Origin of the sequence: Consotaella salsifontis, assembly GCF_900167365.1 — a bacterium.
Taxonomy (GTDB): domain Bacteria; phylum Pseudomonadota; class Alphaproteobacteria; order Rhizobiales; family Rhizobiaceae; genus Consotaella; species Consotaella salsifontis.
This window is the reverse complement of the sequence record NZ_FUXL01000003.1, coordinates 159,869-184,005: the sequence shown is the minus strand read 5'-3', so window position 1 is coordinate 184,005 and position 24,137 is coordinate 159,869. Positions and strand designations below refer to the sequence as shown.

General features: G+C 63.6%; 26 protein-coding genes. 15 read left to right on the top strand and 11 right to left on the bottom strand.

The window, feature by feature from the left end; translation table 11 throughout:
* Positions 1 to 84: 84 nt before the first annotated feature.
* Positions 85 to 1,065 carry a sensor histidine kinase gene (locus B5D38_RS05125; protein WP_078707535.1) on the bottom strand — a complete coding sequence of 327 codons (981 nt, stop codon included), beginning with the start codon at positions 1,063 to 1,065 and terminating at the stop codon, positions 85 to 87.
* 308 nt (positions 1,066 to 1,373) lie between these two features.
* Positions 1,374 to 2,168: a response regulator gene (locus tag B5D38_RS05120; protein WP_078707303.1), complete on the bottom strand. Its 795-nt coding sequence runs from the start codon at positions 2,166 to 2,168 to the stop codon at positions 1,374 to 1,376.
* A gap of 330 nt (positions 2,169 to 2,498) precedes the next feature.
* Here B5D38_RS05120 and B5D38_RS05115 point away from each other — a divergent pair, with 330 nt between their 5' ends.
* The 6 genes from B5D38_RS05115 (at position 2,499) to B5D38_RS05090 (ending at position 5,110) form a co-directional block, all read left to right on the top strand.
* Positions 2,499 to 2,708: a NepR family anti-sigma factor gene (locus B5D38_RS05115; RefSeq protein WP_078707302.1), complete on the top strand. Its 210-nt coding sequence runs from the start codon at positions 2,499 to 2,501 to the stop codon at positions 2,706 to 2,708.
* A gap of 11 nt (positions 2,709 to 2,719) precedes the next feature.
* The gene (locus B5D38_RS05110; protein WP_078707301.1) at positions 2,720 to 3,274 is read left to right on the top strand and encodes a sigma-70 family RNA polymerase sigma factor; all 555 of its coding nucleotides are present in this window, start codon (positions 2,720 to 2,722) and stop codon (positions 3,272 to 3,274) included.
* Between the two features lie 126 nt (positions 3,275 to 3,400).
* Positions 3,401 to 3,742 (top strand): ElaB/YgaM/YqjD family protein, encoded by a 342-nt coding sequence (locus tag B5D38_RS05105; RefSeq protein WP_078707300.1) that lies wholly within the window; start codon positions 3,401 to 3,403, stop codon positions 3,740 to 3,742.
* Positions 3,743 to 3,745: 3 nt separating this feature from the next.
* Positions 3,746 to 4,189, top strand: coding sequence for a hypothetical protein (locus tag B5D38_RS05100; protein ID WP_131829868.1), 444 nt, complete (start codon positions 3,746 to 3,748; stop codon positions 4,187 to 4,189).
* A gap of 251 nt (positions 4,190 to 4,440) precedes the next feature.
* The gene (locus tag B5D38_RS05095) at positions 4,441 to 4,710 is read left to right on the top strand and encodes a hypothetical protein (protein WP_078707298.1); all 270 of its coding nucleotides are present in this window, start codon (positions 4,441 to 4,443) and stop codon (positions 4,708 to 4,710) included.
* Between the two features lie 46 nt (positions 4,711 to 4,756).
* Positions 4,757 to 5,110, top strand: coding sequence for a hypothetical protein (locus B5D38_RS05090; protein ID WP_078707297.1), 354 nt, complete (start codon positions 4,757 to 4,759; stop codon positions 5,108 to 5,110).
* A 74-nt stretch (positions 5,111 to 5,184) separates the two neighbouring features.
* On the opposite strand, the gene B5D38_RS05085 is transcribed toward B5D38_RS05090, so the two are convergent.
* Positions 5,185 to 6,135, bottom strand: coding sequence for a diacylglycerol/lipid kinase family protein (locus B5D38_RS05085; protein ID WP_078707296.1), 951 nt, complete (start codon positions 6,133 to 6,135; stop codon positions 5,185 to 5,187).
* A gap of 177 nt (positions 6,136 to 6,312) precedes the next feature.
* Between B5D38_RS05085 and B5D38_RS05080 the strand changes: the two genes are divergently transcribed.
* The 6 genes from B5D38_RS05080 to B5D38_RS05055 all read left to right on the top strand — a co-directional run bounded on the left by B5D38_RS05080 (position 6,313) and on the right by B5D38_RS05055 (position 15,267).
* Positions 6,313 to 6,477, top strand: coding sequence for a DUF1328 domain-containing protein (locus tag B5D38_RS05080; RefSeq protein ID WP_078707295.1), 165 nt, complete (start codon positions 6,313 to 6,315; stop codon positions 6,475 to 6,477).
* Positions 6,478 to 6,654: 177 nt separating this feature from the next.
* Complete coding sequence (locus B5D38_RS05075) at positions 6,655 to 8,280, top strand: PRC-barrel domain-containing protein (protein ID WP_078707294.1); 1,626 nt, start codon at positions 6,655 to 6,657, stop codon at positions 8,278 to 8,280.
* Between the two features lie 181 nt (positions 8,281 to 8,461).
* Positions 8,462 to 9,754: an efflux RND transporter periplasmic adaptor subunit gene (locus tag B5D38_RS05070; protein ID WP_078707293.1), complete on the top strand. Its 1,293-nt coding sequence runs from the start codon at positions 8,462 to 8,464 to the stop codon at positions 9,752 to 9,754.
* Positions 9,751 to 12,933: an efflux RND transporter permease subunit gene (locus B5D38_RS05065; RefSeq protein WP_078707292.1), complete on the top strand. Its 3,183-nt coding sequence runs from the start codon at positions 9,751 to 9,753 to the stop codon at positions 12,931 to 12,933. Before B5D38_RS05070 ends, B5D38_RS05065 begins: the two co-directional genes overlap by 4 nt.
* Before the next feature lie 26 nt (positions 12,934 to 12,959).
* Entirely contained in the window at positions 12,960 to 14,762 is a 1,803-nt protein-coding gene (locus tag B5D38_RS05060; protein WP_078707291.1) for an ABC-F family ATP-binding cassette domain-containing protein, read from the top strand.
* Between the two features lie 109 nt (positions 14,763 to 14,871).
* Positions 14,872 to 15,267: a VOC family protein gene (locus B5D38_RS05055; RefSeq protein WP_078707290.1), complete on the top strand. Its 396-nt coding sequence runs from the start codon at positions 14,872 to 14,874 to the stop codon at positions 15,265 to 15,267.
* Here B5D38_RS05055 and B5D38_RS05050 read toward each other — a convergent pair.
* Positions 15,219 to 15,881 (bottom strand): AraC family transcriptional regulator, encoded by a 663-nt coding sequence (locus B5D38_RS05050; RefSeq protein ID WP_078707289.1) that lies wholly within the window; start codon positions 15,879 to 15,881, stop codon positions 15,219 to 15,221. The two genes, B5D38_RS05055 and B5D38_RS05050, sit on opposite strands and share 49 nt — an antisense overlap.
* 431 nt (positions 15,882 to 16,312) lie before the next feature.
* Here B5D38_RS05050 and B5D38_RS05045 point away from each other — a divergent pair, with 431 nt between their 5' ends.
* Both B5D38_RS05045 and B5D38_RS05040 read left to right on the top strand, forming a co-directional pair.
* Complete coding sequence (locus tag B5D38_RS05045; RefSeq protein WP_078707288.1) at positions 16,313 to 17,743, top strand: DEAD/DEAH box helicase; 1,431 nt, start codon at positions 16,313 to 16,315, stop codon at positions 17,741 to 17,743.
* Positions 17,744 to 17,854: 111 nt separating this feature from the next.
* Positions 17,855 to 18,166 (top strand): polyhydroxyalkanoic acid system family protein, encoded by a 312-nt coding sequence (locus B5D38_RS05040; RefSeq protein WP_078707287.1) that lies wholly within the window; start codon positions 17,855 to 17,857, stop codon positions 18,164 to 18,166.
* Positions 18,167 to 18,226: 60 nt separating this feature from the next.
* Here B5D38_RS05040 and B5D38_RS05035 read toward each other — a convergent pair whose 3' ends face one another.
* Entirely contained in the window at positions 18,227 to 18,808 is a 582-nt protein-coding gene (locus B5D38_RS05035) for a hypothetical protein (RefSeq protein WP_131829867.1), read from the bottom strand.
* 308 nt (positions 18,809 to 19,116) lie between these two features.
* On the opposite strand from B5D38_RS05035, the gene B5D38_RS05030 reads away from it, so the two are divergent.
* Positions 19,117 to 19,431, top strand: a complete 315-nt coding sequence (locus B5D38_RS05030; RefSeq protein ID WP_131829866.1) for a hypothetical protein — start codon at positions 19,117 to 19,119, stop codon at positions 19,429 to 19,431.
* A 20-nt stretch (positions 19,432 to 19,451) separates the two neighbouring features.
* Here B5D38_RS05030 and B5D38_RS05025 read toward each other — a convergent pair whose 3' ends face one another.
* The 6 genes from B5D38_RS05025 to flhA are packed head-to-tail and all read right to left on the bottom strand — an operon-like array spanning position 19,452 to position 24,106.
* Positions 19,452 to 19,925: a hypothetical protein gene (locus B5D38_RS05025; RefSeq protein ID WP_078707284.1), complete on the bottom strand. Its 474-nt coding sequence runs from the start codon at positions 19,923 to 19,925 to the stop codon at positions 19,452 to 19,454.
* On the bottom strand, positions 19,922 to 20,275 hold the full coding sequence (locus tag B5D38_RS05020) for a hypothetical protein (protein WP_078707283.1): 354 nt from the start codon (positions 20,273 to 20,275) through the stop codon (positions 19,922 to 19,924). Before B5D38_RS05020 ends, B5D38_RS05025 begins: the two co-directional genes overlap by 4 nt.
* A 9-nt stretch (positions 20,276 to 20,284) precedes the next feature.
* Positions 20,285 to 20,815, bottom strand: a complete 531-nt coding sequence (locus tag B5D38_RS05015; RefSeq protein WP_078707282.1) for a rod-binding protein — start codon at positions 20,813 to 20,815, stop codon at positions 20,285 to 20,287.
* 47 nt (positions 20,816 to 20,862) lie between these two features.
* Complete coding sequence (locus B5D38_RS05010) at positions 20,863 to 21,270, bottom strand: hypothetical protein (RefSeq protein WP_078707281.1); 408 nt, start codon at positions 21,268 to 21,270, stop codon at positions 20,863 to 20,865.
* Positions 21,267 to 22,016, bottom strand: a complete 750-nt coding sequence (locus B5D38_RS05005; RefSeq protein ID WP_078707280.1) for a flagellar biosynthetic protein FliR — start codon at positions 22,014 to 22,016, stop codon at positions 21,267 to 21,269. Before B5D38_RS05005 ends, B5D38_RS05010 begins: the two co-directional genes overlap by 4 nt.
* Positions 22,016 to 24,106: a flagellar biosynthesis protein FlhA gene (flhA, locus tag B5D38_RS05000; RefSeq protein WP_078707279.1), complete on the bottom strand. Its 2,091-nt coding sequence runs from the start codon at positions 24,104 to 24,106 to the stop codon at positions 22,016 to 22,018. The genes B5D38_RS05005 and flhA overlap by 1 nt, the downstream gene beginning before the upstream one ends.
* Positions 24,107 to 24,137 lie beyond the last annotated feature (31 nt).

The following is a 24,137-nucleotide window of genomic DNA, read 5'->3' as shown; positions in this document are numbered from 1 at the left end:
TCCCGTCTTAACAACGAATGGCACTTGACGACAGCGTGAACGACGGTCAACGGGAACGGATCAAATGCCGCGAATCATCGCTCGCTAGCTCGCGGCCTTCTCATCGATCAGCTCGAACTGAGAGTCGGGAACCAGCAAAGTGTAGCGAATGCCTTCCGGCAGGTATTCGAGCCGCGCCTCGCCCCCCACAGAATTGGGCACGATGCGCTCAAGGGTCGAGGTGCCAAACCGCGCGTCGCGATCGGCTTTGACACGAGGGCCGTTTGTCTCGACCCAGGACAGACTCAGGCGAATATCCCCCCCTTCACTTTCGACGAGGGCAGTGCGGATGGCAACCCGCCCGCCCGGCACCGACAGAGAGCCATAGGAAGCGGCGTTGACTGCGAGTTCATGCAGCGCAAGTCCAACGTGAAGCGACGCCGTCGGCGTCAGATAAACGTCTGGGCCCGTGAACATGATCTGCTGCATGCCGTCAGGCGCATAGCGCTCCACCTGCATGGCGATAAGGCTGGCGAGATCGGCGCCGCGCCAATCGGCATCCGTCACAATATCCTGAGACGACGCAAGGGATTGGATGCGCCCGCGAAACCGCACGAGGAATTCCGGAACGGTGACGGCATGTCGCGCCGTCTGACTCGCCAAGCTTTGAATGATCGCGAGGAGATTTTTGGAACGATGGGAAAGTTCGCGCAGCAGCGTCTTTAGGGTTTCCTCGCGACGCTTCTGCTCGGTGATCTCCATCGACGTCCCGATGATGCCGACCACGACCCCATCATCGTCACGGTCCACATCGACACGGACGTCGAACCACCTCAACCCGCGCTGAGAAGGAACGGCCAGCTCAAACCGAGCCGGCACTTGGCGGTCCAGGACTTCCTGCTTGACGGCAGATGCCCTCTCCCCAGCCGCGCCGCCGAGCACATCAAGGTCGGACTTGCCGGTCACATCCGACTGCAACCAAGAGTTACCGCCATTGAAGACCCACTGATAGCGCAACCCGACATCTTGCGCGAACACCGCAAGGTCCGTGTTGGCCAGGGCCTTGAGCGTCTTATACGCGACCATGCGCAGACGCTCGCAATCGAACAAACATGAGGCGTACTCGTTGCATTCTCTGAAGCCGACAACATGAAGTCGAGCGAAACGCGCACCGCCCGACTGAGGTCGGCGCCATCACGACCAACCGACTTCATCTCCCCGATGCTTCGAAAAAACTCCTAGTCGTCCAGCCAGAACGAAAGTGACGGACCAAGGTTCCTATACCCCGTCCCGATCCTGTGGAAAACTCCCCTAGAGGAAGGGCTGCGGCACGCCCGGGAGACTGAGGCAGGGCCCCGTTCCCGCGTGCCGCCGCCCTATCGCAAGGCCATCCGCTATGCGGCCGCCTTCTTGTCAGAGTTGAAGAACAGAGCCTGACTGATCAGCGCCTTCACCATGTCGGGGTTGAACGGCTTCGTGACCAGGAAGGTGGGCTCGGGCCGTTCGCCAGTCAGAAGGCGCTCAGGAAAAGCGGTGATGAAGATAACCGGCACGGAAACCTGAGACAGGATATCGTTGACCGCGTCGATGCCGGAACTGCCGTCGGCAAGCTGGATGTCTGCGAGCACCATCCCCGGCTTCTGCTCGTCGAACAGATGAATAGCCTCCTTGTGCGTGCGCGCGATGCCGGTGACGCTATGACCGAGGCTTTCCACCATCTGCTCGATGTCCATGGCAATCAGCGGCTCATCCTCGATGATCATGACGCTGGTGGACATCTGGCGCCCGATGTCGGCGCTGGCCTGGTCGATGAGGCTGGAGAACTCGGGGTCGTCGACCCCAAGGATCGTCGCCGCCTCGGCCGTCGTGAATCCCTCAACGGCTACCAGCAGGAAAGCCTGGCGAGGCAACGGCGCGATGGCACGCAAGTTCCGGGACGCCCGCTCCTCCCAAGCCGAGGACGGCGCGTCCTCGTGAATGTTCACCTCCAGCGACTGCCACAGCGAGGAGAAGAGGTGGTAGAGCGAGATGCGAGGGTTTTTATCCGCATCAAAGAGCGTCGGGTCCGCGATCAGCGCCTCAAGGACGGCGGCCACGTAAGCATCCCCGGAAGCCTGGGAGCCGGTAAGAGCACGTGCATACCGTCGCAGATAAGGAATATGCGGCGCTATGCGGGAGGACATCGACATTGATTACTACCCCTCCTGTCGATCGATAGATCGAATGGCATCGGCCCGCGCCACAACGACGCAGATCGATTGGCAAAAATGATGCAGCGTTGCGAAAGTTCCAGTGTGGTGGAACCGCAACGCCGGTTCGGCCCTTATAGATAGGACGTCGCCTCGAAGATGCGAGAGTTCCCGCTCGGTCCATAATTCAGAAACGCAAAAAGAGAGATGATGGACGTAAGGGGTTGAGCAATGCGAAGACCTCTACATCTAATGCGGAAATGAGATCGATTTTGGTGCCACTGTCTATGAGACCAGGCTAGGCGCCAGCGGGACCCTGCGAGAAGGCGAATGGAAGATAGTGATCGTGAGGAAAACGCCTTGCAAACTGCACCCGCGGAACGAGGCTCGGAGCCGCCTGATCTTGGCCCCAACACCGCCATCGGCCGCCGGCTCAAGGCGTATTACGAGGATGTAGCGAGTGAACCGGTCCCCGACAGGTTCTTGAGTCTCCTCGACGCGCTGGATGCTGCCGAATTAGCCTCGAAGCGCTCAAGCTGAGAGGAGTGATCATGACTGACACTTCGCCCGAATTTCGTCGGGAGCTGATTTCGATCATCCCGAACCTGCGTGCCTTTGCCGCCTCGCTGGCGGGATCGTCGGATCGTGCCGACGACCTCGTACAGGAAACCCTGGTCAAGGCTTGGGACAAGCAACACACGTTTCAGCCCGGCACCAACCTAAAGGCTTGGTTGTTCACCATCCTGCGCAATGAATTTTACACCCAGATGCGCAAGAAGGGGCGTGAGGTGCAGGACGTCGACGGCCTGCATGCCATGCGCCTCGCCGGGCATCCGGAGCAGCAGGGACACCTCGACCTCCAGGACTTCCGCGCCGCCCTGGACCAGCTTCCGGACGACCAGCGCGAAGCCCTGATCCTGATCGGAGCCTCGGGCTTCTCCTATGAGGAGGCCGCCGTGATCTGTAACTGTGCCGTGGGAACCATCAAGAGCCGCGTCTCGCGCGCCCGTACCCGTCTGGCCGATTTGCTCGGCCTCGAAGGCGACGGCGACTACGGCCCCGACTCCGTCGCGTCGCAGATCATCGGCGTCGCGCCGGCCGCCTGAGGCGGCCGGGAACCGCCGGGCGCCAGCGGCGTTCAGCTCTGGCGGAACATCGAGTGGCCGGCCTCTTCGCCAATGGCGAGCTTCCGCGGCCGATGAGCCGGCGTGTCAGTATTAGAGAGGGTTGCAATGCCGTCCGAATCCATCCCCAATGCCGGCGCATCCGCTGGAGCAGAAACACCGGCTTCCTCCGACCTCGAGGCTCAGGTCGCCAAGCTGCGGGAAGACGTTGCGGGCGTCGCCGAAGCGCTGCGGTCTTTGGCGGGTGAGCGCGCCGAGGGAGCCCGGCAGCAGGCTTACGCCCTTCGCGATGACGTTCGCGAGCGCGGGGAGCGCTACATGCGGCAGATGCAGGATAGCGTCGGCGAAATCGAGGAGCAGCTTTCGGAGCGCGTCCGCGCCGAGCCGATCAAAAGCGTCCTGATCGCAGCGGCAGCAGGATATCTCTACGCTCGTTTGTTCAGACGCTAAGGCATGATAGCGCAAGTTCTGATGGGCCTCGCCTTGGGCGAGGTCACGGCGTTCATAGCCCGGCTGAAGCGGCTCGCGGTCCTGTACGGACTGCTTGCCGGAAGCGCCCTATGTCTTCTGATATCTCTGCTTCTCGCCATCTATGTCTGGGCGGCCCTCGAGTTCGGGCCGCTTTACGCCGCTTTGGGCTTCGCGGCCTTCTGGCTCGTCGTGACGTTGATCGTATGGATCATGCTGGCCATGGCGCGCCGTCAAGGACGCAAGGCGTCCAGCGGACGCCTTCAGCGGGACATCAACTCCCTGGCCGGAGTCGCCGCCATGTCCACGGCCTCGCAGGCGGCGGGCGCCGTGAAAAACCGCAAGAGTCTTATTCTTGTCCCCGCCGGCCTTCTCGGGGGTCTGGTCGCCTATCGCGTTCTTCGCAAGCGCCAAGGGCGGAGCGAGTAGCTCCGCCCTCGCGGGTTTTATGGGTCGCTGCTCGGCGATTGATCTCGCCGGGTAGAGCTCATTCGCTCTCATGCGCCGCACATCAATTAAATGCGGGTTCGCCATCCCAGGTTCTTGCTTGCGAGTTTCCCTGCCCTCCCCGTGGCCGCGGAGAGCAACCTCCGACCATCTCCTTGCGTTTACAGATGAGGCGGGTGGCCCAGCCGCGCGTCGAGCACCGCACGAAATTCGAACAACGGAGATTCTCGACGATGCCGAAGCTTGATCCCGAGAATGCCCGCCAGGGCCGAAGGGGCGCACCCATTCTGATTATCCTGATCGCGGCGCTGAGCTTGGCGGCCATCGCCTTTATCGGTCTGGGCATTTATGGTTGGATTCTGCCGGATGCGCCGCCGCCGCCGACGGCAGGGGCGAGCCCGGCGGCGAACGCCTCCAACGCGCCTGCCGACGCGGCACCCGTGACCGTGTCTCCCGACGCGGGCATTCAGCAGGCGCCGGCTGCCCCCGAGAAGACAAACTGATAGAGTTGATAGGGTGCGTAAGCCTGGTCACGGGAGGAAATGAGACATGACGACTGAAAAGCCCATCGAACGCAGTCCCGCCCTGGAGGCATCGGACGGTTCTGAGGCGTTCCCCCGTCCTGATCGGCCGCTGACGCACGACGATGTCCACGCGGTGCTGAACGACCCCGAGATCGAGCCTGACGACCGTCAGGCGCGCCTCGAGGCGATGGCCCGTTATGCCGCAGCCGAGCGCGGCGACGAACCGGGAGAGCCAAGCCTCCTCGAGATGCAGATCCGCGAGGCTTTGGCGCTTTTGGCCGAAGGCGGGCACACCTATGGAACGGTCGATGCTTTAGGCTTCGACGACGAGGCCGACGCGGGTGATGTGGAAGACGGCGATCCTGAGCAAAGAGCCTGACGCGAACTCCTGCCGGCGCCTTTCGCCGTTTCGATATCGACGATGCCCGGAGCCCTCTGGCCTGGGCATTTCGCTTATTGTGGCACCTGCGACGCTGTCGTAGTCTCCGTTTTATCGGATTCAAACGCGGCTTCAGCGGGCACCAGCACACGCAGCTTGCGGGGGTGGATTTCCACGAAGGTGCGAGGCTCGAGCGCCGTCAATTCGCCGTCGATAACGGCGCGCAGTCCTTTGTGGCCCGATATGTCGATGGTGACGTTGTGTGCGCTGCGCACCTCCAGCGAAGCGTTGGAGCGCCAGATGCCGAGCATGATGTCGACGATCAGCCGGCCCACCCGGCGCGGATCGCGCGACTTGCAGATATAGACACCCAGCACCCCGCCGCGCGGGTCATCGGCGTACGGCACGTGGCCCTCGCCGTAGATATTGTTGGAAACGGCCACGCCGGGCGTCTTGATGCGCCGAACGGTGCCGTCGATTTCCATCTCGAGTTCCATCATGGGAAGGCGCTGAAGCACCATCCACATCGCCCGCATCGAAGCGAGAATCTTGCCGTAGCGGGACGCATAGTTGAGACGGTCACGGATGCGGACGATGCGCGCATGGAGACCCACCGCGAACTGGTGGACAAAGGGACGGCCGTTGGCCGTGGCGATGTCGACGTCCGTGATCCGCCCTGCGGCAAGCAGACGCACCGCCTCATTCAGATCCAGGGGTATCTGAAGAGCCCTGGCAAAAAGGTTCATTGTTCCGGCCGGCAAGACGCCCAGGGCGATTGACTTGCCGGTGAGCGCCGCCGCCGCACCCGAGACGGTGCCGTCCCCGCCTCCGACCAGAAGAACGTCGATATCGGCGCGTTGGGAGGCCGCTTCGATCGCCTTCGCCAGCTCTTCCTTTTCCGGCGTTTCCAGCGTCAGCGCATGGCCATGCAACGCAAACTCGTCGCCGATGAAGCCGGAAAGCTCATCGAGGTTGGCCGTTTTCAGGGTTCCGCCGTGCCGGTTGAGGATAACGTGGATGCGCATTCAGGAGCCTTCCGAAGATGCTTTGTAGCGCTTCTATTTAGGGCAAGCAGCGAGGAAGGAAGAAAGGCAAACCCAAGGAAAGCCGCATTTGATCTGGAACCCACTCCCCTCCTCCCCGTTCTCCCGGCAGCCTCGCTCTCGCGAAGCGCGTCAGTTTGGAACGAAGGAGAACAGACCTTGCTGAAGTGGATCATCATCCTCTTGATCGTCGCGGCGATCGCGAGCCTTCTTGGCTTCAGCGGCGTTGCCAACGCATCGGCGGGCATCGCCAAAATACTGATCTTCATCGTTCTCGTCGGGCTTCTTCTGATGATTCTCTTCGGCTTTATGGTTCTCGCCTAAGTTGAAGATTTTGCAAGGCGAATTCTTCGCCACTCGCCTCTCCTTCCGGTAGGCTTCCTTAAAAACGGCCAAGCCTCTCGGAACCGATGAGGTGATCAGGAGTTTAGCTCACCGATACCGCCCTGGCTCAAAGTTCAGATCTGGCGGAAAAACTTAAATATAACATAGGATAGGACCATGCTCCGTACGCTTTTGGCTACCACTGCCCTGGCGACCGTGATTGCGACGGGCGCCTTCGCTCAGGACGCGGCGACGACGCCGAAGACCGATCAGCCGGCGGCGACCGCGCCGGCCGGCAACCAGCAGATGCAGGCGGGACAGACGCAGGCCCAGGCCCAGACGGGCGGCGATTACTTGCAGAAGCTTTCGCCCAACCAGTATCTCGCCAGCAACCTCTCTGACACGTCGCTCTACGGCAGCAATGCCGAGGACGCCGACAGCCTCGGCGATATCGACAACTTCCTCGTCGGCAAGGATGGCAAAGTTGCTGCCGCGCTCATCAACAGCGGCTCGGCACTCGGTGACCAGTCGCGCATGATTGCCGTGCCGTTCGAGCAGATCGCCTGGTCGCTCGATGACGACAACGACGTTCGCGCCGTCTACAAGGGCAACATTGATGAGCTCAAGCAGGCGCCTGCCTTCATGACGCCTGAGGCTGCGGCTGCGACGAATTCTGCTGCGACGGCCCCTGCGGCCGGTACTGGCGCGGCTGGCACAGGCGTTGCCATGGCTCCGGCGGGTGACGCCAACACGGCGGCCACCACGGCTCAGAACAACGCCGCGACCACCACGACGGGCGCTGCAGGCACCGGCACTGACGGTCAGATGGCCGCGAACAACACCGCCGCCGGTACAGCGGGCACGGCCAATGGCGCAGCTGACGGTCAGATGGCTTCGGCTTCCGGCTTTGCGACCAATGTCGGCGCTGACCAGTACCTGACCTCCAACCTGATCGGCGCGGATGTGCGCTCGGCGGCAGGTGACGATTCCGACGATTTCGGCGAAATTGACGATCTCGTCGTCTCCTCGAATGGTCAGGTGGATGCGGCCGTCATCGGCGTCGGCGGGTTCCTGGGCATTGGCGAGAAGGACGTTGCCGTTCCGTTCGAACGCGTTGCCTTCAATCGCACCGACAACAACGAGCTGACGGGCGTTCTGCAGGCGACGAAGGATCAGCTGAAGTCGGCGCCAGAGTTCGACGACGATCGTGATGCCGCCATGGCCCAGAACGACGGCACGATGACCAACAACGCCACCGGTGCCATGACTGCGGACAATGCGGCCCCGGCCGGCTCCAACGATCAGATGGCGCAGACCGCCCCCGCTACCGATCAGGCTAATGACGGTCAGATGGCCGCCAACGCTCCGGCTGCTGGCGTGGTCGGAACGGGCGCTGCGACCGCCCCTGCCGCCAATTCGGACATGACCGCCTCGACCGGTGGTGACACGCGTCAGAATCTTCAGCCCGTGACCGGCGACCAGCTGTCGGCTGACAACCTGATGGGCACGACGGTCTATGGTCCGAACGATGATAGCATCGGCTCGGTTGGCGATATCGCGCTGACGGCCAAGGGCCAGGTTGACGCGATCGTCGTGGACGTCGGTGGCTTCCTCGGCATCGGTGCCAAGCCGGTTGCCCTGGCCATGGACAACATCCAGATCATGCGCGACGACAACAACACCCTCTATCTGTACACCAAGTTCACCCAGGATCAGCTGGAGAACGCTCCGGAGTACAATAAGGACACCTACGCGCAGAACCGCGACACCATGCGGGTCCAGTCGACCACGACCGCGCAGTAATTTCGCGATCAAGACGCGATCAACAAATAGAGAAAAGGCCCGCTCCGCGCGGGCCTTTTCCGTTGAAGGGCCGGCATGATAGATTTGCACCCTTCCCGACGGATCGCCCGAGGGGAAGCGTTGATGCCGCGACGAGCCGCACGTTGCCCGCGCGCCCCGCAATCCGTCTGAAGAAGTGCCGATGAATTTCGTGAAGCAGGTCCTTGTCACCCTGGTGGTGCTCGCTATCGCCGGCATCCTATGGGTGCGTTTCGACGAGCGCGCTGCGTCTCTCATTCGCCAGCAGGCTTGGCTTCCCAACAGCTTCAAGACCATCGCGCTGATCGCCGCGCCGAAGGACGATGCGAAGATCGCAGGCGCGACGCCAGCCGATGAAAAGCCAAAGGCGGGAGGGGCCGGGCGCTCACGCGGCGGCAGGGGGCAGACCGCTCTGGTCGTCGTCGATGCCGTGACCGAGGCCACCACCCGCAGCCGCCTTCGCGCGATCGGCTCGGGCGAGGCTCAGCGCTCCGTCGCGGTTTATCCGGACGTCAGCGGCTTTGTGGCTGAAGTTGCATTCTCTTCCGGGGCGGCGGTCCAGGCGGGCGAGGTCCTCGTAGTGCTCGAGAAGTCGGCCGAGGAGCTCGCGCTCGACCGGGCGCGCATCGCCCTCAGCGCGGCCCAGGACAAGCTCGGCCGCTATCAGCGCCTCGCCTCCGCCCGCACCACCACGGCGGTGGAAGTCGCCGATGTCGAGCGCGAGGTCGAAAACGCCAGGCTTGATCTGCGCTCGGCCGAGATCGCGCTGGCCAAGCGAACGATCCGCGCGCCCATTTCCGGGCGCGTCGGCATCGCCGATATCGATGTCGGCGACCTTGTCTCCAGCCAGACGCTGATCGCCACCATAGACGACCGCGCCCGCCTCAAGGTGGTGTTCTACGTTCCCGAGAGCTTCGTCTCGGGCCTTTCCATCGGTCAGACCGTCGAGGCCGTCAGCGTCGCCAATCCGGCCGAGATTTATCGCGGCGAAGTCTCAGCCATCGACAGCCGCCTCGACCAGGCGAGCCGAACCGTCCGTGTCGAAGCAACCATGGACAACCCCAAGGACGAGCTTCGCCCCGGGATGTCCTTCGCGCTGACACTCCTCTTCCCTGGCGATGACTATCTGTCGGTCGATCCTCTCGCCATTCAGTGGGAGCGGGCGGGACCGTTTGTCTGGAAATTGGATGGAGATACGCCGCAAAAGACCCCGGTGCGCATCATCGAGCGCAATGTCGACCGGGTTCTCGTCGCCGCCGACGATCTTCAGGTTGGCGATCCGGTCGTGGTGGAGGGCCAGCAGTCCATTCGTCCGGGCGGCAAAGTGACGATTCAGGAAACTCCGCACGCCGCCCCTTCCTCCGGAGACGCTTCCCCTCAGCCGGCCGAGGCGAACAACGGCGTCGTCTCCGACGCGCGCGCCGAGACGCGCGCCAGCGGAACCGTTGCCCGATGAGCGGTGGCAAGAACGCTTCGGGTGTCACGGCTTTCACCAGCCTCTTCATTCGGCGGCCGGTGCTGACCATCGTGGTCAATATGCTCATCGTCGTTGCCGGCCTTGCCGCGCTCAACGCCGTTGAGGTGCGCGAACTGCCCAATGTCGACCGGCCCGTGATCTCGATCAGCACGGATCTTGACGGCGCGGCCCCCGAGGCGATCGACCGGCAGGTGACGAGCGTGATCGAGAGTGCCGTCGCGCGCGTGCCCGGCATCTCCTCCATCTCGTCGAGGTCGCGGTTCGGCGACAGCCGCGTCACCGCCGAGTTCACCGATTCCACCGATCTCAACGTCGCCGCGAGCGACATTCGCGATGCTGTCGGGCGAGTGGCCAACCAGTTGCCCGATGACATCGATCAGCCGCGTATCGTCAAGGCGGATGCCGACGCCAGCGCCATCATGCGCCTCGGCGTCTTCGCGCCCAACATGCGTATCGAGGACCTGACGACGCTGGTGAATGACCGTGTCGAAGACCGGCTGGCCGCGGTTGAGGGCGTCGCGGATGTCCAGGTCTACGGCGATCGCGAACGCCTGATCTATGTCGATGTCGATCCCGATCGGCTGGCGACGCGCGGACTGACGCTCGCCGATGTCTCGAACGCGCTGGCGACCGTGGCCATGGACGTTCCGGCAGGCTCCCTCGCCTCGCCGACCCAGGACCTCGTGGTACGCGCCAATGCGTACGTCACGAGGCCCGCCGATTTCGAGGCCATCGCGCTCAACGATAGAACGCGCCTTGGCGATGTCGCCAGCGTGCGCTTCGGCCCGGACGAGGCCGCCTCACAGCTGCGCGTCAACGGCAAGACGGGCATCGGCCTCGGTATCATCCGGCAGGCGGGTTCCTCGACGCTCGATATTTCGGAGGGCGTGCGCGCCGCCGTGGAGGAGCTCAACCAGAGCCTGCCCGACGGCGTCTCCATGACCGTGACCAGCGACGACGCCACCTTCATCAACGGCGCCATCACCGAAGTGGTGAGTTCGTTGATGCTGGCGGTGGCGATCGTCGTCGTCATCATCTACGTCTTTCTTCTGAATTTCCGCGCGACGCTTATTCCCGCGGTCACCATGCCGGTGGCGCTCATCGGCGTCGTCGCCTTCATCTATCTCGCCGGCTTTTCCATCAATATCCTGACGCTGCTCGCCATCGTGCTCGCCACCGGGATGGTGGTGGACGATGCTATCGTGGTGCTCGAAAACATCGTGCGGCGGCGGTCCATGGGCATGAAGCGGCAGGCCGCGGCGGTCATCGGCACACGCGAGGTGTTCTTCGCGGTGATCTCCACCACGGCAACGCTCGCCGCCGTCTTCGTTCCGATCTCCTTCCTGCCAGGGCAGGCCGGCGGGCTCTTCCGCGAATTCGGATTTGTGCTGGCGATTGCCGTCACCCTTTCGTCCTTCATCGCGCTGACGCTCTGCCCGATGCTCGCCTCGCGGCTTCTGAAGGACCATGGTGAGGAGCGTGGCCATGGGCCGGTGGCGCGGGCCATGATCTGGGTCGGCGAACGCCTCGCCGGCATCTACGGCGCCATGCTGCGCTTCTGCCTCGCCTTTCCGCTTCTGGTGGTTGCGGCGGCGGCGGTCGCGGCGGTCATCGCTTGGATCGGATTTCAGTCCCTGCCGCAGGAGCTCACCCCGCGCGAGGACCGCGCTGTCGCGCTGATCCGCATCACGGCGCCGCAAAGCGCCAGCCTGGACTACACCAATTCCCAGGTGCGCAAGGTGGAAAACATCCTGCTGCCCTATGTCGACAGCGGCGAGGCAAGGAGCGTCTTCGCCATCTCGGGGATGGGCGGCAGCTCCAATTCAGCCTTCGTCGTCCTCACCCTCGCCGACTGGGCGGACCGCGCCCGCAGCCAGCAGGAAATCGTCGCCGAGATCAACCGCCGCATTGAGCAGGTGCCCGGCGTTCGCGCCTTCGCCATCCAGCCCAATTCGCTCGGCATTCGCGGAGGCGGCAACGGCCTGCAATTCGCCGTGGCGGGCTCCAATTACGACCAGCTTGCCGAGACGGCGCAGAAGCTGAAGGACGCGATGGAAGCGGACGGGCGCTGGGGCAGCGTGCGTCTGTCCAACGATGCGACGCAGCCCCAGCTTTCCATCGTCATCGACCGGGAGAAGGCGTCCGACCTCGGCATCTCCATTGATGGCCTTGCCACCGCGATGCAGGCGCTTCTCGACGGGCGCCAGATCGGCACGACCTATATCGAGGACGACGCGGTGCCGATCCGCCTCGTCTCGACCTCCGATCCGGTCAACGATCCCGGCGACCTTGCCAACATCTTCCTCAAGGCGAGCGACGGGCGGATCGTGCCGATGTCGACGATCGCGACGACGGAGGAGCGCGCCATCGCGCCGACGCTGACGCGCGAAAACCAGTCCCGTGCTGTTTCGCTATCCGCCGATCTACCAGACGGCATGTCGATCCAGCAGGGTTGGACGGAGCTCCAGGCGCTCGCGCCCACAATTCTGCCGCCTGGCAACCGTCTGGTGCCTCTGGCCGAGGCTGCGACGCTGAAAGACACCTCCAGCGGGCTCGCCGTCACTTTCGGCTTCGCGGTGGTGATCATTCTTCTGGTGCTGGCCGCGCAGTTCGAGAGCTTCATCTCGGCGCTGATCATCATGGCGACGGTGCCGTTCGGCCTCGCCTGTGCCGTCTTCGCGCTCGTCATCACCAATCAGAGCCTCAATCTCTACAGCCAGATCGGGCTGGTGCTATTGGTCGGCATCATGGCCAAGAATGGCATCCTCATCGTCGAGTTCGCCAATCAGCTCCGCGACAGGGGAATGAGCGTTCGCGAGGCAATCGAGCAGGCCGCGATGATCCGCCTTCGCCCGGTGATGATGACCATGATTTCCACCGTTCTTGGCGGCGTGCCGCTGGTGGTGGCCTCGGGGGCCGGCGCCGAGGCGCGCGCCGCGCTGGGCTATGTCATGGTCGGCGGCCTCGGCCTTGCCACCATCGCCACCCTCTTCCTCACCCCGGTCGCCTATCTGGCGCTCGCCCGCTTCTCGCGTCCTCATGCCGAGGCCCAGGCACGCCTCGACCGCGAATTGGCGGAGGCCGAGCGCGAGGCGGAAGCCGAAGAAGAAGCGGATGAGGCAGCTGCGCGAGATGCGGCCGTCCCCGCTTCTCTCTGAGCCCGCTTTCGGGTAAGGAGCCGGTCATGGCACCCCCTCCCCTTCTGCGCCTCGATGGCGTTCGCCTCACCTTCGGCGGCACGCCGCTTCTTGCCGGCGTCGAGCTCAACGTCCTTCCGGGCGATCGCATTGCCCTGGTCGGCCGCAACGGCTCGGGCAAGTCGACGCTTCTCAAGATCGCCGCCGGGCAGATCGAACCGGACGGCGGCGAGGTCTTTCGCCAGCCGCAGGCGACCATCCGCTACCTCCCGCAAGAGCCCGACTTCGGCACGGCCGAGACGGTCGGCGCCTATGTGGCGGCTGGCCTTGGCCCTGGCGATGATGCCTACCGGGTGACGTTTCTTGTCGAGGCCCTCGGCCTCAACGAGAGCCAGCGCACAGCCGATCTCTCAGGTGGCGAGGCGCGGCGCGCGGCGCTTGCGCGCGTTCTCGCGCCGGAGCCCGACATCCTGCTGCTCGACGAGCCGACCAACCACCTCGACCTGCCGACGATCGAGTGGCTGGAAGGCGAGATCGCCTCGATGAAGAGCGCGCTCGTCACCATCAGCCACGACCGCCGCTTCCTCCAGAACACCACGCGCGCCACGGTCTGGCTCGATCGCGGGACGGCGCGGCGCCTCGAGGAAGGCTTTGCCTCCTTCGAGGGCTGGCGCGACAAGGTGCTGGAGGAGGAGGAAAGAAACCTCCAGAAGCTCGACCGCAAGATCGTGCGCGAGGAACATTGGCTACGCTATGGCGTGACCGCGCGGCGCACCCGCAACGAGAGGCGCCTCGCTCAGCTCCACGCGATGCGAGCGGAGCGCAAGAACACACGGCGCGCCGTCGGCACCGTAGAAATGACGATGGGGGAGACTGCCCAATCCGGCAAGTTGGTGATCGAGGCGAAAGGCATCGCCAAGAGCTATGGCGAGCGCACCCTCGTCCGCGATTTCTCAACGCGCATTCTGCGCGGCGACCGCGTTGGCCTCGTCGGCCCCAACGGCATCGGCAAGACGACGCTGCTGAAGATGCTCGTTGGCGTTCTGGAGCCTGATGCCGGCACGATCCGCATCGGCGCCAATGTCGATCTCTCCTTCCTCGACCAGAAGCGCGCGGCGCTGCGCGACGACGTCTCGGTTTCGGAAGCGCTGACGGACGGACGTGGCGACCAGGTGATGGTCAACGGCGAGCCGCGCCATGTCGCCGGCTACCTCAAGGACTTTCTCTTCCAGCCCGAGCAGATCAGGACGCCGGTCGGCAATCTTTCCGGCGGAGAGCGCGCCCGCCTGCTCCTCGCCAAGACCCTGGCGACCCCCGCCAACCTTTTGGTGCTGGACGAGCCGACCAACGATCTCGACATGGAGACGCTGGACCTCCTTCAGGAGTTGATCGCAGCCTATCCCGGCACGGTGATCCTGGTCAGCCACGACCGCGACTTTCTCGACCGCACGGTGACGTCCACCATCGCGCCCGATACGGACGGACGCTGGATCGAATATGCCGGCGGCTATTCGGACATGCTGAGCCAGAGACGGGACGAGACGAAAGCGGCGAAACCGGCCGCCTCGGCGTCCAAGGCGCCGCCCCCCGCGGCCAAGCCGGCGAGCGCCGCGACCAAGCTTTCCTACAAGCAGAAATACGCGCTGGAGACGCTGCCCGGCCGCATTGAGGCACTGGAGAAATCGATCGCCAAATTGGAGGGGGAGCTTGCCGACCCCGCGCTCTTTTCCAAGAACGCCGCGCGTTTTGCCAAGGCGAGCGAGGAGCTGGAAAACGCACGCGCCGATCTCGCCGCCGCCGAGGACGAATGGCTGGAGCTCGAAATGCTGCGGGCGGACCTCGAAGGCTGAAAGAGCGGACACGGGGAGGATCGCGAACGCCCCTGTCGCGATCCTTCAAGACCCGCCAGACGCTGCACGATAGAGCCTCGCCGAGACAGAGCACACGCGAGGCAAGGCCATGATCTTCCGATATACCATCCTCTATGTCGACGACGTTGCCGGCTCGCTCGGCTTCTACGAACGCGCATTCGGGCTCGAAAAGGGCTTCCTGCACCCTTCAGGCGACTATGGCGAGCTGTCCACCGGTCAGACGAAGCTCGCCTTTTCCTCCAAGGCACTGATGCGCAGCCTCGGCAAGGCTGCGGCCAAGGCCGATGCGGGAGCGCCCGTCTTCGAAATCGCCTTCGAGACGGACGATGTCAGCGCCGCGCTTCAGGCCGCGCTCGCCGCTGGCGCCAGGCTGGTCCAGGAAGTGCGCCGCGAGCCCTGGGGACAGACCACCTCCTATGTCAGCGATCCCGATGGCTATCTCGTCGAAATCTGCTCTCCGATCCAGTTGCCGAGCGCCGGCTGAGACAGAAGACGGAACAGATGCTTGTTTCGTCGGACGCCGTGCGGCGTCGCGCCGAACCAGCGGGCGAATTCTCGCGTCATATGCGCCTGGTCGCTGTAGCCGCATTCGCCCGCAATGTCAGCCAGCGACGCGGGAAGAGCCAACATGGCCACCGCTCGTCGCGCCCGCGCCAACAGCCGCCAATAATCCGGTCCCGGCAGCGCAAGATGGCGAAACCGCCTCTGAAGCGTACGCGGCGAGACGCCGAGATCGGCGGAAACACGGCGAAGGCTCGCATGCGGCTTCGTCAATGCCATGATCGCCTCGTCGATCTCAGCCGCCACTGCCAGCGCGCGGGTGAGGATGATGGCCGCGGCCTCCGGCTCAAGCGCAAGCGCGTCGAGGGCATCAGGCTCAATGCACGCTCCGGGGCGCAACCGATAACCCGTGATCTCCGTACCGGCGGTCAAGGCGGCGCGGCGCGGGCGATGGTCGAACTCGGTGAAGACAACCTTCGCTGGTTCGCCCTTCCGGCGAACGATGAGCACGTCGCGGCAGCCGTCAGGAAACACGACGGGAAAGCTCTCGTCTTCCGCCCGGTGAAACCACTTCTCGAATCCGACGCTGGTCTTCATCCCGCTGTCATAGCAGGGAGTGGAGGAAGCGATCAGCGAAATCCGGATTTCAAAACCATGCCGCAGCGGCCCGAAAAATCAGAAGCCAGAGCATGAGGCTTGCAGGGAACGCGTTGATGATGCCCTTCATGGCCGAGCTTTCGTGCATGGACATTCCCCGTATTGCGCCGTCGTCGAGCACTGCCCTCATCAAAGGCCCGCAACCTTGATCCAACCCTTCCCCTTGACGGATGTGACAAAACGCCCGATATGCAGTGCTGTCACGCCGTGACGCGCGTTGCGCCCGTCTCCCGTCCTATGTCGGATTTCCTGGAGCGCAGCCGGGTTTTACAAAACCCGGACACGGCCCGCCGTTTCTTATCGCCCCGCGCTGGCGAGAACCGGCCCTTCGCGGGGCGCTAGATCCCTGCATTATTCTTCAAAGGTTCTGTTTGACCTCTTCGAATTTCCAGGCGCTCGGCCTTGCCGATGCGCTTCTCTCCGCGCTTCAGGCGATGGAGCTCGTCACGCCGACGCCGATCCAGGCCGAAGCCATTCCCCATGTCATGAAAGGGCGCGACGTTCTTGGCCTCGCCCAGACCGGCACCGGCAAGACGGCGGCCTTCGCGCTTCCGCTTCTCGATGCTCTCCTTTCGTCCAAGGCTAAGCCTACGCCGAAGACATGCCGGGCGCTGATTCTCGCCCCTACGCGAGAGCTCGCCAGCCAGATCGCCGAAACGATCCAGTCGTTGACGAAAGGCACCCCGCTGCGTCACGCCGTGATCTTCGGCGGCGTCAGCATCCGCCCGCAGATACAGAATGTCGCTCGCGGGCTCGACATCGTCGTCGCGACGCCAGGCCGTCTGCTTGATCTCATGGATCAGAATGCCCTGTCGCTCGCCGGCGTGCGCCATCTCGTTCTGGACGAGGCGGACCGGATGCTCGACATGGGCTTCATCCGCGACATCCGCCGCATTCAGAAGGCGCTGCCCAAGGAGCGCCAGTCGCTGCTCTTTTCCGCCACCATGCCGGAGAGCATTTCCTCGCTTGCCGCCGATCTTCTGAAGGACCCGGTGCGCGTCGAGGTGACGCCGCAGGTCGTGGCGGTGGAAGCCATCGACCAGAGCGCCTTCCTCGTGCCCCAGAAGCAGAAGAAGCACTGGCTGATCAAACGGCTCGCCCAGCCCGAAATGACGAAAGTGGTCGTCTTCACCCGCACCAAGCGGGGCGCCAACCGGCTCTCCGAGGATCTGGAGAAGGCGGGCATCGGCTCCCTCGCGATCCACGGCAACAAGAGCCAGAGCGCGCGCCAGAAGGCCCTCGCCGAGTTTCACGGCGGCCGCACGCGCGTGCTGGTGGCCACCGATCTCGTCGCCCGCGGCATTCACGTCGACGACATCTCTCACGTCGTGAATTACGACCTGCCCGAAGAGGCGGAAAGCTACGTCCACCGCATCGGTCGCACCGCGCGGGCCGGCAAGTCCGGCTTCGCCGTTGCCCTCGTCGACCCGTCCGAGCGCGCCAAGCTGAAGGCGATCGAGAAGCTCACCGACCAGCGCTTCACGCTGGAGGTCGACCCTTCCCTGCCCGATGTGCCGGACAGCGCTCCGCAGCCGAGGAAGGCCGCGCCCCAGAAGCGCCGGAACGAGCCCCGGCGTTCACCCGGCGAGGCGGGCAAGGGCGGAAAGCCTTTCGAGGCTCGCGGACGCAACGCGCGCTCTGGGCCCAGGAAGGGCCCCGGCAAGGCTGTCGCGACATCCCCCAGGGTCGCCGACGAGAAGAAGGCTCGCCCGCCGCGGGGCAAACGCGCCAAGGGCGGCGGGGGCGAGGCCGGCGGGTCGCGGACCGACGGTGAGAAGGTGCTGCTGACCGCCTTCGCCTGATCTGATCACTGGGAAAAGGCCGGGGCAACGCTCCGGCCTTTTGCTTGAGCGACATTGTTCAGAGCATGGTTCGTCGCCACATAAAGCCCTGGATCAATCCAGAGGTGCAGCATGGCCGAGACCATCACGATCGACATCCCTCACAAGCTGACCCGCGAGGATGCGCGAAAGCGCATCGAAAGTGGCTTCGGTCGAGTCCGAAACGACGCCGTCGGCGGCTTCGTCAAGTTCGAGGACACGTGGAGCGGGGACAGGCTGGACTTTCGCGCCGGCATGATGGGCCAGTCGGTCGTCGGACGCCTGGACGTGCTCGACGATCATGTGCATCTCGAAGTCGATCTCCCGGGCTTCCTCGCCGCCATCGCCGGCAAGGTGAAAGGCGTCATTCAGCGCGAGGGAACGCTGCTTCTGGAAAAGAAATAGCGGCCGCATCCTCGCCTGGTTTGATCCAGGCGCCCTCACCTTGACACGGGCTGAGGACCATCAGTCCTCGCCCGGCGCCATGGCCTTTGTCGCCGGCCCGCCATCATCGATCTGGAGCGCCAGCACGGCCTTTTCGGTGACGATGGTCCCCCCCGTCGAGGAAGACTCGATCTTCTCCACCTCGCCCAGCCCTGGAAGGATGGAGCCTACCTGGACACGCCAGAGCTCGCTCTTGGTCGCGACCAGCGCCTCGTCTCCAAAGATCATGACGACGGAAAAGTCCTGCGGCTCCGGCACATGGGCGCGAACCACCTGCGGGACGGGTATCGGCCCATCCGGCAGCTTCTCGGTCGAGCCGGTGACGATCGGGTCGAGCGCCCGCTCCTGCCGCTCAAGCTTGGCAAAGTACTGCTCGTCGAAGAAATCCGGGTCGAGGTGCGAGATCTGGAGGACCGTGATGAAGAAGCCGAGAGTTGCCGCCACGAGAAGCCCGCCGGCGATCTTGATCACGGGGTCCGCATCGTCATCGATAACGGGCTCCGGATCGAGCACGACAGGAACACCCCGCTCGACGTCGGCATTGGAGCGCAGCAGGGACAACCGCGGCTCGTGCAGTTGTGACGCAGTCATTTTCGCGCGCATGATGGCCTCTCTCTTCCTGGAGAAAGGTTAGCGCCTTGCGATTAACAGACCGTCTCATCCTCGCATCGAAGACAATGCAGAAACCGGCGATAAACCTACATTTTTATCTTTTGGTTAACCATATCCTGAAGTATTTCGGTCCACTCTCAACCAAAGCCGATCGGAAGCGTTTCGGATAGCGGGCTTTTGACGAAGATGGGTGACTGGCCGTGGGCCCGAGCCCCCTGCCCGTCGCCACGCCATCGAGAGCCGGGCGGCGAAAACGTCAGGCGAGGTTGAGGACGAGCAGGAAGAAAGGAGAAGGCGGAATGGACTGTCGAATGTTCAAGCGGTTGCGCACCCGTCTTCGTCCGGCAAAAGTGCTGACGCTGTCGGCGCGCTTCGTTTGCGACTGCGCGATGACCGATCAATCGGAAAGAGGCGCCAAGCTTCGCTTCTTCAAGGAGACGGCGCTGCCCGAGCACTTCATCGTCTACGACGAAAGCGAGGCGCAAAAGCGCCCCGCGAAGTTGATCTGGAACATCTGGCCGGAGGCTGGCGTCTGCTTCGAAGGACCGCCCGCCTCCGTCGGCATCAAGGAGCGCGAACGGATCGCCGGTCCCTACTACGCCATCGGAAGCTGACGCATCAGCCGTTCATTGGATCAGCCGCGCTTGACGTCCTTCTTGTCGATATAGTCAAACTGATCGACCAGCACTTCCTCAACGACGTTCTGACCAAAGCGCTGGTTGACCGCCTCCTTCATGTCCGCCGTCAGCTTCTTGAGATCGTAGCGCTCAGGCCGATTGAAGTCGAAGCCTTTCAGCGAATAGACCGCCTGGAACGCCTGATCCACGAGGAAGGGCTCCGGCGGAACCTTCAGCTGGGCAAGCGTCTTGCCGTCGATGGTATAGACGAAGCGTGCGAGAATGTAGCCGCGGATTTCGTTGTCCGCGATGATCGGAACCGTCAGCGGGTCCGTCTTGCGATAGTCGAGACCTTCGAAATAGCTTGGCTTCGCATCGGCGGCCGCGACTTCAGCCGCCTGTTGCGACTTCTCGGCGAAGGACGCCGCGAAATAGCTGGATCCCAGCGTGACCACGCAGACCCAAAGACCGATAGCGAAGATCTTGATCATTTGGCCTGCACCGCGCCGCGCACGGGCGCTTCATAGGTTCCATCCGACTCGGCAGACTCAATGGCCCGTGCGATCAGGTTTGCGATCTCCTCGCTGGCCTGGACGTGCAGCTTGAGCACCCGCTGGTTGGCATCAAGGCCGGAACGCAGGTTGGCCAGGCGCCCCTTGACGACGTCGGAGACCGCGTCGGCATTCATGCCGCGAGTCATGCGCGACAGCTCCAGAAGGCTCTGGTTCTTGCGCACATTGTATTCCTTGAGGTCCTTGGTGACGCCGGCGCGCAAGGCAGCCGTTTCGTTCGCCAACACCGTTTCGAGACGGCCGATCGCCTGGAGCAGCACGGTTTCCATGGTCCTCTCCTACAAGTCCTCAAGGCCCTGGAGCACGCTGGCCCGGGCTTTCACTGCATTCATGCCGGCGGTCGCGGCATCAGTCGAAATATCGGCGAGCTGTCCGCTCTTGCTCTGCTCGGCACGACGCTCAAGCATCTCGGCGATGCCTATGCCCCCGTCCTTGGCGATCTGATCGCCCACCTGCTCGGCCATCATCGAGCGCCAGATGTTGGCACCGGCGCCATCGCCGTAAAAGCCGCTCTCCTCGCTGGGCAGCATCGATTCGACGAAGCTTCTGAGAACGAAGGCCTCGAACTTCTCGTATGGCGAGGCCTTGCGGCTCTCATGGTGCCCGAGCGGAAGGATATCCGAGGAAGCGGGAGCAGCGGCCTTCGCCTCGCTCTTCATGGTCTCGTTGAAGGCCAGCGCCTGATCCGCCGTGGCGGTCGTGCTTGCCGGGCCCACACGGCCGAGACGCGACGCCAGCGCGTCGCTCGCATCCGGGCCGGCTGCGCGCATGACGTCAAGGACGAGATCGGTCGGAGGAGTAATGGCCATTCGCAGAATCCGCGTCGAACTTCCTGATGAGTTCTAGGCGCTTCGACTTATTCGAAGCTTGCATCCGCGCGCGACAGCAGATTTTCGAGCACGGACTGCAATTCCTTCTGATCTGCCCGCGCATCCGCCACGCGCTCGGCCTCCTCGCGGAAACGTTCGGCCTGCTTCTCCCGCCGGCGCTCCTGCTCCAGGCGCTGGGCCGACAGAACCTGATCGGCCGAGTTCTTGGCCTTGGCGCGATCGTTGCGCCGCAGGGTCCGCACCTTCGAGTCCAGGAAAAGGCCATGGAGTTCGGTATCGACGCCGAGACTGGCGATGATGTCCGTCTCCTTCTGGTCGAGTTCCGAGCGTTCGCGCTTCAGATGGGCGAGACGCCACTCCTCGATCTCGCGCTTCTTGGTCTGCACCCGCATGAGACGCTCGAGCCGCTTCACGCGCTTTTCACTGTCGCTCATCCCTGCGCCACCCATCGTGCGAAGCTTTGGAGAAAGATCGTGAGGAAGTCGCCGATCGAGTAGCCGAAGATGATAAGGCCGCCGGCCAGAACGAACGGCATCGAAATGAAGTAGATGGGGATCTGCGGGGTCAGCTTGTTGGCGAGGCCGATGGCGAAGTTGACCAGCAGCGCATAGAGCACGAACGGGCTCGCGATCTTGAGACAGAGCATGAACGTCTCGTCGAGATTGTCGGTGAGCGAGACGAGCCCGGCGCGCACCGAATAGCCTGCGTTCACCGGCATGGCCGTATAGGACGCAATAAGAGCGCGCGCGATCTCGGCATGAAGATTGGTCACGAAGATCAGCGTCGTCGCCGTCAGCGTCACCAGCGTCACCAACGTGGCCCCGTGCTCGCCGTCCTCAATGCCCGCTCCGAGCGCTTGGCCCAGTCCCACGGCGCTGGCGACGAAAGAAGCGCCGAACTGCAGGGCGATCATGAAGGTGCGCCCGAGCAGGCCGATGAAGATTCCGTTCAGAAGCTCCGTCATCATCAAGGACAGACGGTCGGAATCCGTCGCGCGTTCCATGAGCGGCAGAAGGGTCGGCAGGAGCACCGGCGACAGCGCCAGCGAGATCGCGAAGGCCAGGAACAGCCGCACCTGGACAGGCACGCGCGAGGACGAAAATCCCGGCAGTACCATCAGGCAACTGCCGATCCGGCAGAAGATCAGGAACAGAGACAGGATTGTCGTCGACAGGTCCATCAGGAGATCGAGCCCAGCGCCTTGATCTCGACACCGCGAGCGATCTCGAGATGCGAGAGCACCGGCAGATTGACGAAGATGCGCTCGATCATCATGCGCACGTAAGGCCGCGCGTCGGGCGCCGCGACGAGCGCGAAGTTCTCGCCCTGATCCATCTTGGCGCGGATGACCTTGCTCGCCTCCGTCGCGAACTCCTCGACAAGACGCGGGTCGATGTCGAATTCAACCACGTCTCCCTTCGGATCGCGCTTCAGCGCCTGGTGGAAGGCGAGGTCCCAACGGTTGCCGAGCCTCAGCACCGAAAGCTGGCCGTTGTGGAGCAGATCGCCACAGATCTGCTGCGCCATGCGCATCCGCACATGCTCGACGATCGGCTCGGAGCGGCGCACATGGGGCGCGATTTCGGCGATAGCCTCGAGGATGAGATTGAGATTGCGGATCGAGACGCGCTCCGCGAGCAGGAGCTTGAGAACCGCCTGAAGCCCCGAATAGGACATGTGCGCGGGAATGACTTCCTCGATCAGGCGTTTGTACTCGGGCTCCAGCCTGTCGATCAGACCACGCATGTCCTTGTAGGACAGAAGCTGGGCGAGGTTGTTGCGGATCACCTCGGACAGATGGGTGAGGAGCACGGACAGTGTGTCGACCGGCTCAAAGCCGCTGCGCCGCACCTCGGAGGCGAAGCTCTCGGAAACCCACGCCGCGCGCAGGCCGAAGGCAGGCTCCTTCGTGATGTCGTGCGGCACGTCCGGCGGGGGAGCATCGCCGAGCACGACGAGGAAGGCGCCAAGGCGAAGCGTCTGACTTGCCACCGCGGTGCCGTGAATCTTGATCTCGTAGCCCTTGGGATCGATCGAGAAGTCGTCGGACAGCTTGATCTCGGGCACCACGAAGCCGAAACGCGAGGCGTAGCGCCGACGCATCTTCTGGACGCGATGAGCGAGCTCGTCGCGAGACAGCATGAGATGAGCGGAGAGCTGCTTGCCAAGAACCAGCTCGATTTCAACAATCCGCAGCGATTCCTTGACCGAGACGCGCTCGGCCTCCTTGACCTTTGCCTCTTCCTGCTGGCGCTTGACTTCGGCCTTGCGCTCGATTTCGGCGCGCTGGCGCGGAACGGTGTAGGCGGTGAAGGCCATCAGCGAGGCGAGGAAGAGGAAGGGCAGCATCGGCAGCCCCGGCATCACGGCGAGCACGATCATGAGGCCGGCCGCCACCCACAGGGCGCGAGGATAATAGCCGAGCTGGCCGAGGACCGCGGACTGGGCCGCGCCGCGCGTGCCGCCCTTCGACACGAGAAGGCCGGCGGCCAGAGAGACGATGAGCGCCGGAATCTGAGAGACCAGACCGTCGCCGACCGACAGTTTCGTGAAGACGTCGGCCGCGCTCGCCGCATCCATGCCGTGGCGCGTGACGCCGATGATGATGCCGCCGAAGATGTTGACGGCGGTGATGATGAGACCGGCGATGGCGTCGCCGCGCACGAACTTCGAGGCACCGTCCATGGAGCCGAAGAAGGAGCTTTCCTCTTCCAGCTCGCGGCGGCGCAGCTGCGCCTGCTTGTCGTCGATGAGACCGGCCGAAAGGTCGGCGTCGATCGCCATCTGCTTGCCGGGGATGGCGTCGAGGGTGAAGCGCGCACCCACTTCCGCGATACGCGTCGCGCCCTTGGTGATCACCATGAAGTTCACGGTGATCAGGATGACGAAGACGACGAGACCGATGACGAAGTCGCCGCCCATCACGAACTGCGAGAAGCCGCCGATCACGTGGCCGGCGGCGTTGTAGCCCTCGTTGCCGTATTGCAGGATGACGCGCGTCGTGGCGATGTTGAGCGAAAGGCGCAACATCGTGGCCAGAAGCAGCACTGTCGGAAAGGCGGAGAAGTCCAACGGCTTCTCAATCCACAGCGACACCATCAGGATCAGCACGGAAAGTGAGATCGAAAGCGCCAGCCCCATGTCGATGAACATGGGCGGGATCGGCACGAAGAGGACTGTCAGAATGAATGTGACGCCGAGAGCGAAGCCGATGTCACGGCGGCTTTTCGATTCGGCAACGGTGGCTGGTTTCAGCGCGTCGACGGCCATCGGGCAACTCCTGGGGCATCATGCCGAAGCG

What these genes read in the sequence shown, in the direction of transcription:
- B5D38_RS05070 (WP_078707293.1), top strand. Translation starts at nt 8,462, where the DNA reads ATGAATTTCGTGAAGCAGGTCCTTGTCACCCTGGTGGTGCTCGCTATC.
- B5D38_RS05005 (WP_078707280.1), bottom strand. Translation starts at nt 22,016, where the DNA reads ATGGACCTGTCGACGACAATCCTGTCTCTGTTCCTGATCTTCTGCCGG.
- B5D38_RS05085 (WP_078707296.1), bottom strand. Translation starts at nt 6,135, where the DNA reads ATGCGCATCCACGTTATCCTCAACCGGCACGGCGGAACCCTGAAAACG.
- B5D38_RS05075 (WP_078707294.1), top strand. Translation starts at nt 6,655, where the DNA reads ATGCTCCGTACGCTTTTGGCTACCACTGCCCTGGCGACCGTGATTGCG.
- B5D38_RS05025 (WP_078707284.1), bottom strand. Translation starts at nt 19,925, where the DNA reads ATGATCAAGATCTTCGCTATCGGTCTTTGGGTCTGCGTGGTCACGCTG.
- B5D38_RS05125 (WP_078707535.1), bottom strand. Translation starts at nt 1,065, where the DNA reads ATGGTCGCGTATAAGACGCTCAAGGCCCTGGCCAACACGGACCTTGCG.
- B5D38_RS05010 (WP_078707281.1), bottom strand. Translation starts at nt 21,270, where the DNA reads ATGAGCGACAGTGAAAAGCGCGTGAAGCGGCTCGAGCGTCTCATGCGG.
- B5D38_RS05050 (WP_078707289.1), bottom strand. Translation starts at nt 15,881, where the DNA reads ATGAAGACCAGCGTCGGATTCGAGAAGTGGTTTCACCGGGCGGAAGAC.
- B5D38_RS05030 (WP_131829866.1), top strand. Translation starts at nt 19,117, where the DNA reads ATGGACTGTCGAATGTTCAAGCGGTTGCGCACCCGTCTTCGTCCGGCA.
- flhA (WP_078707279.1), bottom strand. Translation starts at nt 24,106, where the DNA reads ATGGCCGTCGACGCGCTGAAACCAGCCACCGTTGCCGAATCGAAAAGC.
- B5D38_RS05020 (WP_078707283.1), bottom strand. Translation starts at nt 20,275, where the DNA reads ATGGAAACCGTGCTGCTCCAGGCGATCGGCCGTCTCGAAACGGTGTTG.
- B5D38_RS05095 (WP_078707298.1), top strand. Translation starts at nt 4,441, where the DNA reads ATGCCGAAGCTTGATCCCGAGAATGCCCGCCAGGGCCGAAGGGGCGCA.
- B5D38_RS05120 (WP_078707303.1), bottom strand. Translation starts at nt 2,168, where the DNA reads ATGTCGATGTCCTCCCGCATAGCGCCGCATATTCCTTATCTGCGACGG.
- B5D38_RS05040 (WP_078707287.1), top strand. Translation starts at nt 17,855, where the DNA reads ATGGCCGAGACCATCACGATCGACATCCCTCACAAGCTGACCCGCGAG.
- B5D38_RS05055 (WP_078707290.1), top strand. Translation starts at nt 14,872, where the DNA reads ATGATCTTCCGATATACCATCCTCTATGTCGACGACGTTGCCGGCTCG.
- B5D38_RS05105 (WP_078707300.1), top strand. Translation starts at nt 3,401, where the DNA reads ATGCCGTCCGAATCCATCCCCAATGCCGGCGCATCCGCTGGAGCAGAA.
- B5D38_RS05065 (WP_078707292.1), top strand. Translation starts at nt 9,751, where the DNA reads ATGAGCGGTGGCAAGAACGCTTCGGGTGTCACGGCTTTCACCAGCCTC.
- B5D38_RS05015 (WP_078707282.1), bottom strand. Translation starts at nt 20,815, where the DNA reads ATGGCCATTACTCCTCCGACCGATCTCGTCCTTGACGTCATGCGCGCA.
- B5D38_RS05115 (WP_078707302.1), top strand. Translation starts at nt 2,499, where the DNA reads ATGGAAGATAGTGATCGTGAGGAAAACGCCTTGCAAACTGCACCCGCG.
- B5D38_RS05100 (WP_131829868.1), top strand. Translation starts at nt 3,746, where the DNA reads ATGATAGCGCAAGTTCTGATGGGCCTCGCCTTGGGCGAGGTCACGGCG.
- B5D38_RS05060 (WP_078707291.1), top strand. Translation starts at nt 12,960, where the DNA reads ATGGCACCCCCTCCCCTTCTGCGCCTCGATGGCGTTCGCCTCACCTTC.
- B5D38_RS05090 (WP_078707297.1), top strand. Translation starts at nt 4,757, where the DNA reads ATGACGACTGAAAAGCCCATCGAACGCAGTCCCGCCCTGGAGGCATCG.
- B5D38_RS05110 (WP_078707301.1), top strand. Translation starts at nt 2,720, where the DNA reads ATGACTGACACTTCGCCCGAATTTCGTCGGGAGCTGATTTCGATCATC.
- B5D38_RS05035 (WP_131829867.1), bottom strand. Translation starts at nt 18,808, where the DNA reads ATGCGCGCGAAAATGACTGCGTCACAACTGCACGAGCCGCGGTTGTCC.